Annotated in this window: 13 protein-coding genes and 1 pseudogene; 8 read left to right on the top strand and 6 right to left on the bottom strand. The window is 56.4% G+C overall.

Annotated features, from left to right (window positions below; all coding sequences use genetic code 11):
* Positions 1–14 precede the first annotated feature (14 nt).
* A complete protein-coding gene (locus tag CKO12_RS10260; protein WP_200154652.1) occupies positions 15–4,160 on the top strand; it encodes an ATP-binding protein in 4,146 nt (1,381 codons plus the stop codon).
* On the opposite strand, the gene CKO12_RS10255 is transcribed toward CKO12_RS10260, so the two are convergent.
* The 3 genes from CKO12_RS10255 to CKO12_RS10245 form a co-directional block, all read right to left on the bottom strand.
* Entirely contained in the window at positions 4,128–5,615 is a 1,488-nt protein-coding gene (locus CKO12_RS10255; RefSeq protein WP_200154651.1) for a lipopolysaccharide biosynthesis protein, read from the bottom strand. The genes CKO12_RS10260 and CKO12_RS10255 overlap by 33 nt on opposite strands.
* 130 nt (positions 5,616–5,745) lie before the next feature.
* The gene (speE, locus tag CKO12_RS10250) at positions 5,746–6,588 is read right to left on the bottom strand and encodes a polyamine aminopropyltransferase (RefSeq protein ID WP_200154650.1); all 843 of its coding nucleotides are present in this window, start codon (positions 6,586–6,588) and stop codon (positions 5,746–5,748) included.
* A 127-nt stretch (positions 6,589–6,715) separates the two neighbouring features.
* Positions 6,716–7,126, bottom strand: coding sequence for a YajD family HNH nuclease (locus tag CKO12_RS10245; RefSeq protein ID WP_200154649.1), 411 nt, complete (start codon positions 7,124–7,126; stop codon positions 6,716–6,718).
* A gap of 135 nt (positions 7,127–7,261) precedes the next feature.
* On the opposite strand from CKO12_RS10245, the gene rluB reads away from it, so the two are divergent.
* A complete protein-coding gene (gene rluB, locus CKO12_RS10240; protein WP_200154648.1) occupies positions 7,262–8,116 on the top strand; it encodes a 23S rRNA pseudouridine(2605) synthase RluB in 855 nt (284 codons plus the stop codon).
* Positions 8,117–8,146: 30 nt separating this feature from the next.
* On the opposite strand, the gene CKO12_RS10235 is transcribed toward rluB, so the two are convergent.
* The 3 genes from CKO12_RS10235 to CKO12_RS10225 all read right to left on the bottom strand — a co-directional run bounded on the left by CKO12_RS10235 (position 8,147) and on the right by CKO12_RS10225 (position 9,337).
* Positions 8,147–8,740: a YceI family protein gene (locus CKO12_RS10235; RefSeq protein WP_200154647.1), complete on the bottom strand. Its 594-nt coding sequence runs from the start codon at positions 8,738–8,740 to the stop codon at positions 8,147–8,149.
* 160 nt (positions 8,741–8,900) lie between these two features.
* Entirely contained in the window at positions 8,901–9,098 is a 198-nt protein-coding gene (locus tag CKO12_RS10230; protein WP_200154646.1) for a DUF2283 domain-containing protein, read from the bottom strand.
* Positions 9,095–9,337 (bottom strand): DUF4258 domain-containing protein, encoded by a 243-nt coding sequence (locus tag CKO12_RS10225; RefSeq protein ID WP_200154645.1) that lies wholly within the window; start codon positions 9,335–9,337, stop codon positions 9,095–9,097. The genes CKO12_RS10230 and CKO12_RS10225 overlap by 4 nt, the downstream gene beginning before the upstream one ends.
* Positions 9,338–9,707: 370 nt before the next feature.
* Here CKO12_RS10225 and tagH point away from each other — a divergent pair, with 370 nt between their 5' ends.
* The 6 genes and pseudogenes from tagH (at position 9,708) to CKO12_RS10195 (ending at position 15,289) form a co-directional block, all read left to right on the top strand.
* Positions 9,708–10,931, top strand: coding sequence for a type VI secretion system-associated FHA domain protein TagH (tagH, locus tag CKO12_RS10220; RefSeq protein ID WP_200154644.1), 1,224 nt, complete (start codon positions 9,708–9,710; stop codon positions 10,929–10,931).
* Positions 10,932–10,990: 59 nt separating this feature from the next.
* Entirely contained in the window at positions 10,991–11,494 is a 504-nt protein-coding gene (tssJ, locus tag CKO12_RS10215) for a type VI secretion system lipoprotein TssJ (protein WP_200154643.1), read from the top strand.
* A 53-nt stretch (positions 11,495–11,547) separates the two neighbouring features.
* Positions 11,548–12,882 (top strand): type VI secretion system baseplate subunit TssK, encoded by a 1,335-nt coding sequence (gene tssK / locus CKO12_RS10210; protein ID WP_200154642.1) that lies wholly within the window; start codon positions 11,548–11,550, stop codon positions 12,880–12,882.
* 3 nt (positions 12,883–12,885) lie between these two features.
* Positions 12,886–13,884, top strand: a pseudogene (gene icmH / locus CKO12_RS15400) (type IVB secretion system protein IcmH/DotU); the annotation flags it as partial.
* 9 nt (positions 13,885–13,893) lie between these two features.
* Positions 13,894–14,418, top strand: coding sequence for an OmpA family protein (locus tag CKO12_RS15395; protein WP_420826838.1), 525 nt, complete (start codon positions 13,894–13,896; stop codon positions 14,416–14,418).
* 34 nt (positions 14,419–14,452) lie between these two features.
* A complete protein-coding gene (locus tag CKO12_RS10195; RefSeq protein WP_200154639.1) occupies positions 14,453–15,289 on the top strand; it encodes a metallophosphoesterase family protein in 837 nt (278 codons plus the stop codon).
* Positions 15,290–15,302 lie beyond the last annotated feature (13 nt).

The raw sequence follows: 15,302 nt of genomic DNA, 5'->3' as shown, positions 1-15,302 counted from the left end.
CGATGAGCTCAACCATGACCAACTGTTTTGCTTCGGCAGTGGATGCCAGCACCAGCACCTTTGTTCACCAGCCGCCACCTCCCGCGCTCAAGCTGCGCTGGCTCATTTTGGCAGTGCTGACCATATTTATCAGCGGCGGGCTGTTGATTTGGTGGATGCTGGTACGCGCAGATCACGAGTTGCGGGCGGGGTTATTGGCGCAAACCCAGATCATGGTGCAAACGCTCGACACCCAGCATCTGCACGCGCTCGCGGGCGGTGCTGAAGACCTCGAAAAACCGGAATATCAACAGTTATCGGCGCAATTGATCACGCTGCGGGCGTTCAATCCGCGCTTGCGTTTTGCCTATTTGATGGGGCAACGCGCCAACGGCAAAGTGTTTTTGTTTGCGAATAGTGCGCCATACGGATCGCCCGATCATGTGATGCCCGGTGAGCCGTATGAGGACATCACGCCCGGCTTGCTGCGCGTGTTTAACGAGCAGGTGCCGCTGACGGTAGGGCCCGAAACGGATGCTTGGGGGACGTTTATTTCCGCATTGGTGCCGGTTAGCAACCAAGAACTGCTCACCGTCACCACGCCTAGTGCGGTGCAGGAAATGGTGCGGCAAGCGGCCGAGTTTTATCGCACCTACGGGCGCGACCGCTTTGTGCAGGAATGCAATCAAGTCAACAGCCGCTTTCATCAAGGCAAGGTGTTTGCGTTCGCGTATGACCGCAACCTGATTTTACGCGCCCATGCCGGGCACCCAGAAATAAGCGGACAACCGCTGCATCCAACCGCAGCGCCAACTGGTTCCAGCACTTTATACAATAAAATTCAAGAATTTGCGCTCACCAAAGGCTCCAGCTGGCTTGATGATTCCAGTCTCGATCCGACGGTGCCGCCATTCCTTCCACAAGTGAGTTATGTCGAACGGGTCGGCGATCTCATCATCGGCGCGGGCACCTATCACAGCGGCACGCGACGGGCGCTGTTGGGAGTGGACATTGAGGCGACGGATTGGATGCTGGAGGTTGCCGCTCATGCTGCGGTTCCAGTGGGTTTGCTGTTGGTGCTGCTGATTGGAATGGTGACGGCGCTGGTGCTCACGCGGCGGCGACTCGCCAATCCGAAGCCGATTCTGCGGCGCTTGCTCCCGCCGTTAGCAATTATCTTGCTCTTGCTCACTGCCGGCACCAGCACGGTGCTGTGGCAACAACATCAGTACCAAATTAGCGCCTCTCTCACCGTTCTCAGCGCCCAAATATCCAACGATTTCAGAGCAGTGCTAACCCAGCAGGCGGAGGGACTCGCCATCGCGCTGCAACCGCTGGTAGCCGATACCCGTTTGCACAAGGCGCTCGTGAGCGGCGATCGCAACCGTTTGGGCACGGCGTGGCAAGCGTTGTATCAACTGCTGCTCCGCGATCATCACCTCACGCATTTTTATGTGCTTGATCCGCAGCGCACCTGTTTGTTGCGGCTGCACAATCCCGCTCACTTCGGCGACCGCATTGACCATTTCACCGCCCGCGAGGCGGAGCGCACCGGCACTCTGGCGTCGGGAATTGAGATCAATGCGCTCGGCACGCTCACGCTGCGGGTGGTGCAGCCGGTGGTGGTTGACGGCAAGGTGTTGGGATATATCGAACTGGGCAAGGAAATTGAGGAAGTGCTGCGCCATGTGCAGCAGCGTTCCGGTAGCCAGTTGGCAATCACGGTGCGCAAAACGTTGCTGGAGCGCGGCGCGTGGGAAAACGGGATGCGGCGCTTGGGGCGCGAAGCCGACTGGGATCGTTTGCCCAACAGCGTGGTGATTTATTCCTCCCAAGGGCGGGTGCCGGATGCGTTTGCGCCAGCACTTGATCCGCCAGCGGCGACGCCGTACCAGCGCGAGCACCCGCAGCGGCTGACCTTTGCCGGACGGGATTGGTATTTGTTGAGTATGCCGTTGCACGACGTGACGGGGCAGGAAGTGGGCAATTTGGTGGTGATGCACGATTTCAACGCCGAACAACATGCCTTCAGTCGCTTTTTGACGCTCGGCGGCACGACGGGAATGGTCGTGCTGGCGCTGTTATTGGGAATGATTGTGGTGCTGCTGCGCCGTGCCGATCAGGACATCCTCAGCCAACAGCAGGCGTTATGCGCCAGCCGTGAGCAATTTGCGCTGGCGATCAACGGTTCCAACGATGGCATCTGGGATTGGAATCGAGAAACCGAGCGCGTGTTTTTTTCGCCGCGCTGGAAAGATCAATTGGGCTATCGGGATGACGAGTTGCCCAACACCCAAGACAGCTTTTTTGGACGCTTGCATCCCAACGATGTCACGACCGTCAACAACGCGCTGCATCTGTATCTCAGAGATCGCCAGCGGCACTACAGCGTTGAATTCCGCCTGCGCCATAAAGATGGCAGCTATCGTTGGATTCTTGCACGAGGCGCGGCGATCTGGGATGACAACGGCATCCCGTTTCGCATGGCAGGCTCCCACACTGACATCACGGAGCGGAAACGGGCGGAAGAGGAACTGCGTCGCGCCAAGGAAGAAGCGGAATTGCTCAATGCTGACTTGGAGCTGCAAACGGCATTTGCGCAGGAACAGGCAGCGCGAGCGGAGTTGGCGAGCGTGGCGAAAAGTGAATTTCTCGCCAATATGAGCCACGAAATTCGCACGCCGATGAACGGCATCATCGGCATGACCGGCTTGCTGTTTGATACCGCGTTGACCGACGAGCAGCGCCATTATCTCAACATCGTCAGTGACAGCGGCGCGGTGCTGCTGCGGCTGATTAACGACATTCTCGATCTGTCCAAAATTGAAGCCGGCAAGCTCGATTTGGAACGATTGGAATTTGATTTGCCGCGACTGGTGCAGGAAGGGCGCGAGGCGTTGCAGTTTCAAGCGCAGAGCAAAGGTTTGGAATTTTCCTGCACGGTGGCGGCTGAGGTGCCGCAATATCTGTGCGGCGATCCGGGACGACTGCGGCAGATTCTCATCAATTTGATTGGCAACGCGATCAAGTTCACGCCCAGCGGCGCAGTCACCAGCACGGTGACGGTGTTGCAGCATACCGATGAGCAGGTGTTGCTGCGCTTTGCGGTGCAGGACACCGGCATCGGCATTCCTGAAGACAAGCTCGGCTTGCTGTTTGACAAGTTCACGCAGGTTGATACTTCCACCACGCGGCGCTACGGCGGCACGGGTTTGGGGCTGGCGATTTCGCGGCAGTTGGCGGAATTGATGGGCGGCGCGATTGGCGTGAGCAGCGTGGAGGGAATGGGATCAGAGTTTTGGTTTACCGCCTTGCTGGCGCTGCCCAGCGCCGAGGCGGAGCTGCCGCTGCCAACGCTGCCGAAAGCAACTGCCGCGCAACAATTTGCCAACTGTCAGGCGCAAATTTTGTTGGTAGAAGACAACGTGACCAATCAGCAGGTGGCGCTGGGCATTCTCAAAAAGCTGGGATTACACGCGGAAGCGGTGGCGAATGGAGCCGAGGCGTTGGCGGCGGTGAGCACACGGGCGTATGACTTGATTGTGATGGATTTACAGATGCCGGTGCTGGATGGTTTGGAGACCACGCGCCGGATTCGGGCGCTGGCGGCGACGGTACACAATCCACAAGTGCCGATCATCGCCATGACCGCCAACGCGATGCAGGGCGACCGGGAACGCTGTTTGCGGGCGGGCATGAATGATTATGTGGCAAAGCCGGTCACGCCGCCGCAGTTGGCAGCGGTGTTGCGCAAATGGCTGCCGTGCTTTGCGGTGACGCTGGCGAGTGCGCCAGCGGCGGCGGCTGCGCCGGCACAATTGATCTTTGATCGTGACGATTTGCTGGCGCGGCTGCTGGATGATATGGCGCTGGCGCGGCGCGTTGCTGACGGATTTTTAGCGGATATGCCGTTACAAATCAGTGCGTTGCGCGAGAGTTTAGCGATGGATGATCGCTTAAAAGCGCGGCGTCATGCCCACACGATCAAGGGCGCGGCGATCAATGTTGGCGGGCAACGGTTGAGCGCGGCAGCGGCGATTTTGGAGCGGACAAGCGCGTATGGCGATCTTGCCCAGCTCACGGAGCAAGTGCTGGTAGTGGAAGCGGAATTGATGCAATTGCGCGAGAAAATGAACTTGGAATTAGCATTAGAAACTACGGCGGAGGCGCTGCTGCCATAACGGACGCACGTCAATAATGAACACCACGATGAAAAAGGCGCTAAAACAGGCGGTTGCAGTGAGAAATTCTGACCAAGAAGCGTGTTCTTGCCAGAAATGATGCGCATATAGCAGCGCAATTGCCAAACCAATATAACCACCAACCTTTTTGAAATCATAGGGCACCGGATAATAATGGCGTCCTAATAAATACGAAATCATCACCATCGCGCCATAACAGACTAAATGCGCCCACGCTGCGCCCGCATAGCCATAGATTGGCACCCACCACAGCAATAAAATAATCGTGATTCCCGCGCCAATTAACGACACGCCAGCGCCGAGTAAGGTGCGATCAGTCAATTTATACCAAATCGACAAGTTCACATAAATGCCGAGTAAAATGCTGGCTAATAACAGCACCGGCACCACGCTTAATCCACTGCGATACTCACTGCCGACAAAGTATTGAAAAAAGTTAAGATACAGCGTGACCAGTAAAAATAACGCAGTGCAGCAAATCACAAACCAATTGAGCACCAGCGCATACGTTTGGCGGGCATCGTTTCGTTGTGCGTAATTAAAAAAGAACGGCTCGCCAGCGTAGCGGAAGGCTTGAATAAATAGCGCCATTAAAATAGATAACTTATAACAGGCGCTATAAATACCGAGCTGCGCCATGTTGGTCGCATCATCAAACGGCAACAGATATTTTAATGCTGCGCGGTCGAGCATTTCATTGATAATCCCCGCAAAGCCAATCACAACCATCGGCATTGAATAACGCAGCACGCGCTGAAACAGTTCCAGATCAAATGAGGTCAGCGGGATGCGCAATTGTGGCGTTAATAATAAAAGTTTTAAGCCGCTGGCAATGAGATTGGCAATAAACACATAACCCACGCCTAACTCAGGATTCCATAATGCGCCGAGCAGTGAATTGGGATCATGCACAAATGCTTGCCGACAAATACTGATAAAAAAGACTGTTAAACCCACGTTCACGCCGATTTCTAATAATTTGAGCGTGGCAAAACGCGCTGCGCGTTCTTCAGCGCGTAAACGGGCAAAGGCAATCGCGCCAATAGAATCAAGCGCCAAAATTGCTGCGCACCATAAAATATAATCGCTGTGCTGCGGATGATGCAGTAATTCAGCAAGCGGTTGGCGCTGCCAATAGAGTAAAAGAAAAAAACCGACATTCAGCACCAGCAACGTGCTTAAAACGGTGCTGTATACGCGCTCAGATTGCCATTCACCGCTGGCGCGGAAACGAAAATAACCCGTTTCTAATCCGAACATTAACACGACGGCAAAAAAGCCCATATACGCATAAAATTCGGCAATGACGCCGTATTCTGCGGGGGCGAAGGTGTAGGTTAATAACGGAACCAGCAGATAATTGAGAAAGCGCCCGAAGACGCTGCTGACGCCATAAATAGCAGTTTGTGAAGCGAGTTTTTTAAGCGGGTTCAAACTTTTCAATCCCCCAACCCCCCTTTTTCAAAGGGGGGCTTATTAGTGAAACATCCCAATAACCATTCATCTTTGATAAATCCCGACCCTTTGTAAAAGCCCCCCTTTGAAAAAGGGGGGCTGAGGGGATTTAACGGCGCATAAATTCTGGCTGCGCCAGCGCAGCGCGGTGAATGTCGGCGTTGTAATACTCGGTTGCAAACGGCTTTTGTTGCGCCGCTGCAATGTCAAATTCCGTCAGCGCGACGGTGCCGCTCGCCAAGGTCGCGCTCCACCAGCCCGATGGATAAATCGGCTGTGGAAACAACAACGTTTGCGTGTTGGCGAAACCTGCGCTGCGCATCGCGCCGTGCATGTCGCGCAAAATCTGTTGGTGAAACAAGGGCGATTCGCTCTGCTGCACCAAAATCCCGTTGGCACCCAACACGCGCTGACAGTCGGCATAAAAGGCGCTGGTGAACAATCCCACCGCTGGGCCGACCGGATCGGTGCTATCGACAATCAACACATCGACGCTGCCGGGCGCGGCGTTTTGAATCCAGCGCACGCCATCTTCAAACAGCAATTGCGCTCGCGGATCGCTGTTGGCAGCGGTCAATTCGGGGAAAAACCGCTCCGCCAGCCGCGTGACCTGCTCGTCAATGTCAATCTGCACCGCCGTTTCCACCGCTGGATGTTTGAGCACTTCGCGCAAGGTGCCGCAGTCGCCACCGCCGATGATGCAGACCCGGCGCGGCGCGGGATGCGTGAAGAGCGCGGGATGCGACATCATTTCGTGATATAGAAAATTGTCGCGGGTTGACAACATGGTGCAGCCGTCAATCACCATTAAATTGCCAAAGCCAGTGGTGGCGTAAATTTCAATCAATTGAAAGGGCGTTTGTTCGACGTGTAAACGTTCGGTGATCTTGAGTGAAAAGGCGCTGCCGTCACTCTCAGCAATTTCAGAAAACCAGCGACTAGAATCCAGCATATGTCATTTCCAAATCAGTGATCAGAATGCGAACCAAATAATGTGTGCCAGTGGCGACATTATCTCGTGATGTTTTTGGCAACAGCAGTATTGCAATGGCGCGTTACTGTTTATTGAACCCGGCGCGTTATTCTTCTTTTTTGAGTAAACCAGCCAGCGCCGCAAAGGGATTATGCGTGGTTTGTTTGCCCGTGCCTTGTTTACCGCCGCGTCCGGCTGCGAGTGCCGCTAAATGTTCTTCATATTTTTGATGTTCATTGTCGTGGCAATACACGCATAACAGCTCCCAATTGCTGCCGTCGGGCGGATTATTGTCGTGATCCATATCTTTATGATGCACCGTCAATTCCCGCAAATTATCGCGGGTAAAGGTACGCGCACAGCGTCCGCAGACCCAATCATAAATTTTGAGCGCCTGCTCCCGATAACCAGCGGCGCGTTCCTCGCTGGCTTTGCGGGCGTCGGCGACGACGCGGTCGAGCTTGGCGCTGTTGATTGGTTTGCCAGTTTTACCGTGACGGGCGGGAGGCGTGGTCATGGGCGATTCCTGTGAAAAAAAGTTAGCGGTTGGCGATTGTCAGTCGGCGCGATGATACGACGCTCGCTCGCTGCGGTCAGCGCCCCGCACGAGCGCATAATGCCGTTTAATATTTATTGTTTGAGACTGTCAACTATGTTGCAACGCCGCCGTCATTCCGCACTTCCTCGCGTCACTGAAGAACCCGTGCGCCTCCAAAAACTCCTCGCCGAAGCCGGCCTCGGCTCGCGGCGTGAAATCGAAAGCTGGATCACCGCCGGGCGGGTGCGCGTCAATGGCGCACTGGCCAAACTCGGTGATCGCGCCACCAGCGCCGATCGCATTCGTATTGATAGCCGGGATGTGAAACTCAAGCGCCAGCGCGATACCGCGCCGCAGATCATTGCTTATCACAAACCGGAGGGCGAGCTGGTCACGCGCCGTGATCCTGAAGAACGCCCCACCGTCTTTCGCCGCCTGCCGCGCCCGAAAGACGGACGCTGGATTGCGGTCGGCCGTTTGGACATCAACACTTCTGGCTTGATTCTGTTCACCACCGACGGCGAATTGGCGAATCGGCTGATGCACCCGTCGCAGGAATTGGAGCGCGAGTACGCGGTGCGCATTCTCGGCGCAGTGCCGCCCGGGACTTTGGAACGGCTGACCACCGGCATTGAATTGGAAGATGGCATGGCGAAATTTGACGCAGTGACCGCGCAAGGTGGCACCGGCGCAAATCAGTGGTTTCACGTCGTGCTGCACGAAGGGCGCAACCGCGAAGTGCGGCGGTTGTGGGAAGCGGCTGGCTGTACCGTCAGCCGCTTGATCCGTATCCGCTACGGCAACATTGAATTGGGACGGCGCTTGTTCACCGGCAATTGGCGTCCATTAACCGATACTGAACAAGCGACTTTGATGGGTTTGGCGGGTTTGACGGTGCCGGGAGCGCGTCAAGTGGGCGCTCATCGCCACGCGCCGCCCGCGTCCGGTCATCCCTTTTTGCGGCGATAACTGCCGCTGCCAGAACGCGCTGCGGCGGGTTTATTCCGCTGCTGGCGCGGCAACCAAGGTCACGACGAAGGTGACGGGCACTGCCGTGCTGATCGCCGATAACCCTGCCAATTCCCGCAATTTTTCCACGCCCTCGCTCATCCCGAACTTCGCTGCGTCCACAACCAACGGCTTCACACTCGCCACCAGCAAGGTTTCCGCATTCAGCTTCGCCACTTGCAGCGTCAGCGTCAGCGGCTGCGCCAGCCCGTGCAGCAACAGCGAACTCTCGGCGTTGACCTGCGCGATCTCGCCGACCTGCAAACGGTCGATGACCTGCGGATCAAACTGCGCCCGCAACACCGCTTCCTGATAATTCGTGGTTTCAAACAAAAACTGCCGCATCCGCTCGTTGCGGATCGGAATCAAGGTCTCAACGCTGTCGAGCGGCAGCCGAATCAGCGCCTGTCCGCTGGCGTTGACGCTGCCGCTGATGGTGCCAAAAGTGTTGAGTTCGGCGACGTTGTTGGCCTTGATGGAAATAAAGGTGAGATGAGACCGCGCTGGATCAAGCGTCCAATCAGCAAACGCTGACGGAGCGGCACAGCAAGCAGATAACAGGCACGCCGAGAGTAAATGACGCATGAGTTGCTCCAATACTGATAATGAAGATGAATGGTTGGTGTTGACGCAATTGGATACTGTGAGCGCCAAAAGCAAGTCAGGTCTGCTTTGCGGTCAACAGTTAATTTCATTTTCCCGCCGGTTCTAAAAACGCAATTTTATCTAACATTAAATAAAAACATCACGCCATCACGGTATAGATCATATCACGCGGATTATCAACACGCTGCGAAGCATTCAATACTTCCATGCCGACGACATTGCCGTCCTGATCATAATCAAGAATTACGCCGGGTTTATCTTCATCACTTTCTACGATGAGCGCATCACGAAAGATAATGCGCAATACATCCACATCAGGGTCATAGCTCACTTTCATGGTGTTACTCTCCAGTATTTATCAATTTTGCTTGTGCAGTAAACCGTCACTATTTTAGGCGGTATCTTTTTTTCATTCACCATCACACGCACTAGGTATGGCTTGCGGTTAATTTCAACTTGCGATTGATAGCATACCACATCGCTATGTTCAGGTACTTTTTGTGCGGGCGTGGCTAAAATCAATTCAATGACATAAAGCGGTATTCCCCGCCGTTGCATTTCTTCTTGAACGTGCATAGAAAAATCGTAATTCACTTCTCCGCCACTTCCACAGCACAATCTCATCGGGCGTCAATTCATACAGCGCATAAAAAGGAGGTGCTATAGTTGCCAATCTTCGTATTGCAAACCCTGTACGCGGCTAAACTCGCGGGTGTTATGTGTGACCAAAGTTAATCCTTGTGTTAAAGCAATGGCTGCAATTTGCATATTGTTCCGCGCTGGCACGGTCAAATGACCATTGTGGCAATTGCGCAAATATCTCAGTACAGGCGCGGGATATAATCATATGGTTCCTGACACTTATGGAACCATTCGCACCACTACATAGCATCTGCGCGTCATCAGTGTTTGAATATCGCCAACCCTGCTTTTGAGCACCGCCCGCATGGATATCACGCTTCACATCACCAACCCCCAGCGCCAACTGCCCGCATGGGACATGCACTTGTGCCTGACCACTCGCGCCATCACGCTTGGGCGGCACCTCACCAATGATGTCCCGCTGGACGACCCTGAGCGCGTGATTTCTGGGCAACACGCCCGGCTCGAAGCCCGTGACGGCGGACTATGGCTCACCGATCTCAGCCGCAACGGCACCTATCTCAATCGCGCCGCGCAGCCGCTGCCACCGCAACATCCCGTCCCCGTTCACAACGGCGACCACGTCACGATTGGCGGTTTTGATATTCACATCCAGCTCGGCGTCCAACCGCTCGCGCTGCCGGACGATCCGTTCGCCGCAGACAGCGTCGCCTTGCCGGGGATGACCGCGCCGAATGCCGCGCCCGACATCCTTGATTTTCTGCCGCAGCGCGGACAAACCGCCGCCGAATTTATCCCGCCACCAGCCGCCCCAACGCCAGTCGAGCACGTCTTTTATCGTCCACCCACCGCGCAGGCGCTGCCAGATGATTACGATTTGCTCAACGATGCGTGGCAACCGTCCGCTCGCGCCAGCCAACCCGCGCCAGCTCCGCTCACAGATTCCGCTCCATTAAACCACCGTGATCTGGCTGCTTTTCTCAACGGTTTAGGCGTTGGCGAGGCAGCGAACGTGACCGACTCTGAAGCATTATTTGCGCAAGCCGGAGCGCTGCTGCGCGTGTTTGCTGCCGGCTTGAGCCAGACCTTGCGCGGACGGGCGCATTTCAAAAATGAATTGCGCTTGGGTGTGACGACCATCCGCGCTGCGGAAAACAATCCCTTCAAATTTGCTGCCGAGACCGACAGCCTGTTGACGCAACTCCTGTTGCAGCCCAATGCAGGATTTTTGCCCGCCGTGCCCGCCGCACAAGCCGCTTTTGATGACATTCAAGCCCACGAAATGGCGATGACCGCCGGGCTGCAAGCGGCACTCCGCGCCCTGCTCGCCCGCTTTGAACCCAGCGAATTGGAACGGCAAGCCAATCGTTCCGGCTTAAATCCACTCCCGCTCGGACGCAAAGCCCGCTGTTGGGATTTTTTCACCGATACTTATGACCAAGTTGCCGCTGATGCCGCCGAAGATTTCATGCACCTATTTGATGACGCCTTCGCCCGCGCCTACCAAGAACAGGTGCGACGCTTGAACGAACTCTCATCTCGCGCCAACGCCGCCGCCAGCGCCTGATTCGCGCCCGGGTTTTTATCGCATAATCGTCGCCAAACACGTCCCACGAGGATTTGGTTTTGATTGACCGCCGTCGCTTGCTCGCCATCGTTCTCCTTCTTGCCGCCAGCGGGTCGGGCTGCCTGCTCAAAAAACCCAAGCTGCCAGAATTGCCGCCGCTGCCGCCCATCGTCAAACCGCCGCCGCAATTAACCCTCAACATCAGCGCCGCCGCCAACGCCAATCGTGATCCCGACGGCAAAGCACTCGCAGTGGTGGTGCGAGCGTATGAACTTAAAAGTCACGGCGTGTTTGCCAAAGCTGATTTTTTTAGTCTTTACGACCACGACAGCGCCGTTTTGGGCGGCGATCTCCTTGCGCGTGACGAGCTGACGCTGGCACCTGAGCAATTTCTCCCCATCACCCGCCCGCTCAATCCCGACGCGACCTACATCGGCGTGATCGTCGCGTTCCGCGATCTTGACCACAGCCGCTGGCGCGAAGTGATGCGCTTAAATCCATTAAAAGACAATAACTTGCAGATCGACATCGGCGCAGATGCGGTCTCAATTCGTCATCAATGACCGCTTGTGTGCTCCGGCACTGGCAGAGTCACTCAGCAGAAAAGAGGTGAACTGTGGCGTGGAATAATCGCGTGTTGTGGTCGGAAGGGATGTTTTTACAACCGCAACATTTTCAACAACATGACCGCTATTTAGAAGATCGCAGCACCGCCAGTTCCGGCATCGGCACCCCGTGCGCGTGGGGCATTCGCCGCCTGCGGATTGACGAAGAATTGCTGGCATTCGGCAAATTTGCGCTCACCGAATTGGCAGGCACCTTGCCAGATGGCACTCCATTTGATGCGCCCGCCAGCGATCCGTTGCCACCGCCGTTGGAATTTGACGAGCGGTTCAGCCCGCAAACCATTTATCTGGCGCTACCGCTGCGGCGTCCCAACACGGCTGAAAGTGGCAGCGCCGCCGAGGTGGAAACGATTGTGCGGTATCGGGCGGGTGAGTTGACGGTGCGCGATAACACGGTCGGCGCAGACACGGAAACGACGCTCATCATCGGGCGGCTCGATCTGCGACTGCTGTTGGAACAGCAACAACGCGCCGGTTATGCCTGTTGCGGCGTAGCGCGGGTGCTGGAATGTCGGGCAGATCGGCAGGTGCTGCTTGATCCCAGCTACATTCCGCCACATGTGGACGTGCAGGTCGCGCCACGTTTGGCAAATTTTCTTGAAGAATTCAACGGATTATTGCAGCGCCAAGCCGAAGCCCGCGCCGGGCGCGTGCGCGGCGTGGGGCGCGGCGGCGTCGCCGATTGGGCCGACTTTTTGTTGCTGCAACTGCTCAATCGCGCCGAGCCGGTGGTACACCATCTCAGCCAGGTGCGCGGGCTGCATCCAGAAGCGTTATATCGGTATCTGCTTGGTTTAGCAGGAGAATTGGCGACCTTTGCCAGCGCCAGCAAACGCCCGCCCGCATTTCCGCCGTATCGACACGAAGATTTAGATGCGACCTTTACGCCGCTGATTGAACGGCTGCGCGAATTCCTCAACCGCGAATATGTTGAACGCGCCAGCGCCATTCCGATTCAAGAGCGGCAATTTGGATTTCGTATTGCCTTAGTTGATGACCGTTCATTGCTGGCAAATGCGCGATTTGTTTTAGCCGCACAAGCCAATATGGATGCGCAACTGTTGCGCTCTCGTTTACCGACGCAAACTAAAATTGGTCCGGTGGAAAAAATCCAAGAATTAGTTAAGTTAGCACTGCCCGGTATTGCGCTGTGTCCTCTGCCCACGCCGCCGTTAGAGATTCCCTATCACGCAGGTTGTGATTATTTTGAATTGGATCGCAGCAATGAATTTTGGAAACAATTACAAAGCGGTGGCGGCTTTGGTTTGCACATCGGCGGCGAGTTTCCGGGATTAGCATTGGAACTGTGGGCAATTCGGGAGTGAACGATGACCAATAATGATCCTTTTGCGACTTCTGGTGGGGATGGACCCACCATCATTCGCCCGATGCCGGGCGGACGGATGGTTGATGATCTGCTCAATCCCACTCCACGCCACGAGAGTTTGGGCGCACCAGCGTGGATGAGTGAGGCGACGGTGGCACCGGGCGGCGCTCCCTTTCCGCCCAACTGGAGCGCAGCGCCCCCGACGTTTCCCGTTGCGCCCAGCGTTAGCACCGCCAGTGGCGCGATCAATCCGCTGCTCAACTGCGCCAACGGCATCTTGACGGTCGCAGCGCAGGTACGCGGCACCGTGTCGCATCCCGATCCTGACGGTTTACGCGAAGGTCTCAGCCGCCAATTGCGCGAGTTTGAAGCCTGCGCCCGGGCACGGGGGTTGGCGGATACCGAAGTGTTGCCGGCTCGCTACATGTTGTGCGCGTTGGTCGATGAGGCGGTGTTAGACACGCCTTGGGGCACGCAGAGCGTGTGGAGTAATCGCGGGCTGCTCATCAGTTTTCATAATGAAACGTGGGGCGGCGAGAAGTTTTTTACCGCGCTCGAACGGCTGTTGACGCAACCGGCGACCAATCTTCACTTATAGGAGTTACGCAGTTGGATGCTAAGTGCCTGATTTTATTGAAACTTGGTTTGTGCAGTGTATGATCGCGTTTTCATAAAAATCAATGACTTAACTTTCAACTGCGTAACTCCTAACTTATTGGAATTGATGTATTTTTGCCTCGCGCTGGGCTTTGAAGGGCGCTATCGCGTCCGCGACGGTGGGCGCGAACAGTTGGCGCAGGTGCGGGAGCAGTTGTTCCACAGTCTCCGCAGTTTGCGCGGCGAGCCGGAGCCGGAGTTGTCACCGCATTGGCGCGGCTGCGCTCGGGCACAGCAGCAACTGCATTCGGCGCTGCCGCTGTGGGTTGGCTCCACGCTAGCGGCAGTGCTGCTGCTGGCGCTGTTTACGCTGTTTAACTTCGCGCTCAACCGCGATTCTGATGCGGTTTATGTGGCATTGAGCACGTTGGAGCGGCAGTTGCCGGGCGTGACTGATCGCGTTGATCCCGCGCCAGCCGCGCTGGTCGCACCCAGCGGCAGCGTGACGCTGCGCGGCTTGCTGGCAGCCGAGATCGCTGCCGACCGGCTGGATGTGGTGGAGCGTCCGCAAGGTCAGACTGTCATCATTCGTGGTGACGATTTATTTGCTTCCGGCAGCGTGGCGATCAAACCGAACTATTTTGCGCTGCTGCAACGGGTGGGCGCGGCGCTGGCGCAGTTACCGGGCGCGGTGCTCGTGACTGGTCACACCGACAGCGTGCCGATTCAAACGCTGCGCTTTCCTTCCAATTGGCATCTGTCGCGGGAACGGGCGCTGCGGGTCAGCACGGTGCTGGCGGAAACCGTCGGCGCTCCAGAACGATTCACTGCCGAAGGTCGCGCTGACAGTGCGCCGCTGGTGCCTGAGGAGCCAAAAAATGCCCGCAATCGGCGGGTGGAAGTGATGTTGTTGAGTACACAACAAGGCCGCAACTAACGCTGGTTATCAACTCTTTCGGAACCCACCCGCAATGAAGGTCGCTATCTTTTCTGATGTTCAAGCCAATCTCCCCGCCCTCCACACTGCGGTTGCTCACATCCTCGCGTGGCAGCCGGACATGGTCATCATGGCTGGTGATTTGGTAAATCGCGGCCCGAGCAGTCTGGCGTGTGTGGAGTATTTCGACGACCTCCGCCACCGTCTCGGCTGGCTGCCCATCACCGGCAACCACGAAACTTGGATGCTGCGCTGTGCGTATGAAACGCCCGCCACCGGCGTCGAAGCGGAATTGCATCAGTTCGCCACCTGGACGTTTGCGCAACTCCGTCCGCGTCTCGATGCGTTAGTCGATTGGCCCGATCATCTTTGTTTTCACGGTGCGCACGAGGACAGTTGGGTACACGTCACTCACGCCAGCATGATCAGCAACCGCTTCGGCATCACCACCAATATCACTGACGCGCAACTGCAACTGGCGCTGCCGCCAGATGTGGCGCTGTTTGTTACCGCCCACACCCATCGCCCCAGCCAGCGCCTGATCAACGGGGTGCCGGTGCTCAACGTCGGCTCAGTCGGTTCGCCTTTTGATGGGGACGTGCGCGGCAGTTATGCCCAATTGGAATGGCATCACAACGCTTGGCACTCAACAATCATCCGCTTTGACTACGACCGCGCTCAGGCCGAGCGCGATTTTTGGGAGCTGGGTTTTCTCGATGGCGGCGGCCCAGTCGCCCGCATTTTGTTTGAAGAATGGCGGCAGGCGCGACCGCTGATGGCGCGGTGGCGTCAAGAATATGAACCGGCAGTGTTGGCGGGGGCGACGTCAGCAGATGCGGCAGTCAGCGCCTTTCTTGCCGCGCACGGTTGACGCGCCAGCACCC

Source organism: Chromatium okenii (genome assembly GCF_016583745.1).
Lineage (GTDB): Bacteria > Pseudomonadota > Gammaproteobacteria > Chromatiales > Chromatiaceae > Chromatium > Chromatium okenii.
This window is presented reverse-complemented; position numbering and strand designations above follow the sequence as displayed.

Coding starts and splice junctions, on each gene's coding strand:
- CKO12_RS10260 (WP_200154652.1), top strand. CDS start 15: ATGACCAACTGTTTTGCTTCGGCAGTGGATGCCAGCACCAGCACCTTT.
- speE (WP_200154650.1), bottom strand. CDS start 6,588: ATGCTGGATTCTAGTCGCTGGTTTTCTGAAATTGCTGAGAGTGACGGC.
- CKO12_RS10245 (WP_200154649.1), bottom strand. CDS start 7,126: ATGACCACGCCTCCCGCCCGTCACGGTAAAACTGGCAAACCAATCAAC.
- rluB (WP_200154648.1), top strand. CDS start 7,262: ATGTTGCAACGCCGCCGTCATTCCGCACTTCCTCGCGTCACTGAAGAA.
- CKO12_RS10235 (WP_200154647.1), bottom strand. CDS start 8,740: ATGCGTCATTTACTCTCGGCGTGCCTGTTATCTGCTTGCTGTGCCGCT.
- CKO12_RS10230 (WP_200154646.1), bottom strand. CDS start 9,098: ATGAAAGTGAGCTATGACCCTGATGTGGATGTATTGCGCATTATCTTT.
- CKO12_RS10225 (WP_200154645.1), bottom strand. CDS start 9,337: ATGCACGTTCAAGAAGAAATGCAACGGCGGGGAATACCGCTTTATGTC.
- tagH (WP_200154644.1), top strand. CDS start 9,708: ATGGATATCACGCTTCACATCACCAACCCCCAGCGCCAACTGCCCGCA.
- CKO12_RS10195 (WP_200154639.1), top strand. CDS start 14,453: ATGAAGGTCGCTATCTTTTCTGATGTTCAAGCCAATCTCCCCGCCCTC.